This window comes from Paracoccus sigandri (genome assembly GCF_003709565.1).
In the GTDB taxonomy this organism is placed as follows: Bacteria; Pseudomonadota; Alphaproteobacteria; order Rhodobacterales; family Rhodobacteraceae; genus Paracoccus; species Paracoccus siganidrum.
Genome location: NZ_QNRC01000093.1, coordinates 1 through 1,982, shown reverse-complemented (window position 1 = coordinate 1,982; position 1,982 = coordinate 1). Strand labels below are relative to the sequence as shown.

Below are 1,982 nucleotides of genomic sequence, written 5' to 3'. Positions count from 1 at the left end.
CGAAAGACCATCGAACATCGGCGCTTGCAGCACCGCAAGCTCGCCGCATAACATCAACCCCAAGACGAGGCCCGCTCTCCGCTAATCTAAGCCCCGATCTGAGCCAAATGTTCTGACGACGGACACCCGGTAGCCGGGCACAAAACACCAATGCGGCGACAGGCGCCGCCGCCGTCGCAGATCGAACCCGGGAGCCCCGCCATGACCCGCATCGCCCTCTATGCCCGCTATTCCTCCGACCAGCAGCGCGAAGCCTCGATCGAGGACCAGTTCCGCATCTGCCGCGACCGGGCGAAGAAGGAGGGCTGGCGGATCGTCGACATGTACCAGGATGCTGGCATCTCCGGCTCCAGCATGATCCTGCGCCCCGGCATCCAGACGCTGTTACAGGATGCACAGGCGGGCCAGTTCGACATGGTGCTGGCGGAAGCGCTGGACCGGATCAGCCGCGACCAGGCCGATGTCGCGACCCTGTTCAAGCATCTGCAATTCGCCGGCGTGCCCATCTTCACCCTCGCCGAGGGCGAGATCAGCGAGTTGCACGTCGGACTCAAGGGCACGATGAACGCGCTGTTCCTGAAGGACCTCGCCGCCAAGACCCATCGCGGGCTGCGCGGCCGCGTCGAGGACGGCAAATCCGGCGGCGGCATCTCCTACGGCTACCGGGTGGTGAAGCAACTCGACGCCCGTGGCGACCTGATCCGCGGCGACCGCGAGATCGAGCCGCGGGAGGCGGAGATCGTCCGCCGCATCTTCCGCGACTTCGCGGCCGGCATCGGCCCCAAGACCATCGCCAAGACCTTGAACGACGAAGGCCTGCCCGGCCCCGGCGGCAAGCCCTGGGGCGACACCACCATCCGCGGCCACGTCAAGCGCGGTACCGGGCTGGTCAACAACGAGATCTATATCGGCCGCCTCGTCTGGAACCGCATGCGCTATGTCAAGGATCCCCGCACCGGCAAGCGCGTCTCGCGCATGAACCCGGAATCCGAATGGGTGACCACCGAGGTGCCGGAACTGCGCATCATCGAGCAGCCCCTCTGGGATGCGGTGAAGGCCCGGCAGGCGGAAATCGCCGAGAAATACGTCAACGTCACCGAGGCGGTTCGCAGGCACCACCGCAACAACCGGCTCAACGCGACGCACCGCCCGAAGTCGCTGCTCTCGGGCCTGGTGTTCTGCGGCTGCTGCGGCGGCCCCTACTCGCTGCGCGGCGCCGGCCGCTTCGCCTGCTCGAACCATATCAGCAAGGGCATCTGCGCCAACAAGGTGACGATCCGCCAGCAGGAACTCGAGAGCCGCGTCCTTGCGGGCATCCAGATAAAACTGATGGCGCCCGAGATCGCCGCCGATGCGATGAAGGCCTATGCCGAGGAGATGAACCGGCTCAACCGCGAGCGGCGCAGCAACGGCAATGCCTGGCGTAGCGAGCTGGCCAAGGTCGAGAAGGACATTCGTGGCATCATCGAGGCGATCAAGGCCGGCATGTTCCATCCGAGCATGAAGGGCGAGATGGACAAGCTGGAGGCACGCAAGGCCGAACTGACGGATCTGCTGCAAAACGTCCCGCAGGACCAACCCGACATCCTGCCGGCGGCGGCGCAGATCTACGCCCGGCGTGTCGCCGAACTTTCCGAAGCGCTGAACCACCCCGAGACCCGAGCCGAATCCGCCGACCAGCTTCGCGTATTGATCGAGAAGATCGTGCTGACGCCGGGGCCGAATCGAGGCGAGGTTTACGCCCGGCTGCACGGCGACCTGGCGACCATTCTGGAATGGGTGGCGCGTCAGGAGGGAAAGACCGGCACAAAAGACAAAACTCCCGGCGGGATCCGCTCGGGAGTGTTGGTCTCAGTGGTTGCGGGGGCAGGATTTGAACCTGCGACCTTCAGGTTATGAGCCTGACGAGCTACCGGGCTGCTCTACCCCGCGCCGATCTGCATCGCGTGGTTTGCGGTGCGGTATTTTCTCGTATCAGAGAG

Annotated in this window: 1 protein-coding gene and 1 tRNA gene; one reads left to right on the top strand and one right to left on the bottom strand. The window is 65.0% G+C overall.

Going from position 1 to position 1,982, the window contains the following annotated elements; translation table 11 throughout:
- Window positions 1–150: 150 nt before the first annotated feature.
- The gene (locus tag C9E82_RS23820) at window positions 151–1,899 is read left to right on the top strand and encodes a recombinase family protein (RefSeq protein ID WP_342354330.1); all 1,749 of its coding nucleotides are present in this window, start codon (window positions 151–153) and stop codon (window positions 1,897–1,899) included.
- Here the strand turns inward: C9E82_RS23820 and C9E82_RS23815 are convergent.
- Window positions 1,856–1,932, bottom strand: a tRNA-Met gene (locus C9E82_RS23815). The genes C9E82_RS23820 and C9E82_RS23815 overlap by 44 nt on opposite strands.
- Window positions 1,933–1,982 lie beyond the last annotated feature (50 nt).

Coding starts and splice junctions, on each gene's coding strand:
- C9E82_RS23820 (WP_342354330.1), top strand. CDS start 151: ATGCGGCGACAGGCGCCGCCGCCGTCGCAGATCGAACCCGGGAGCCCC.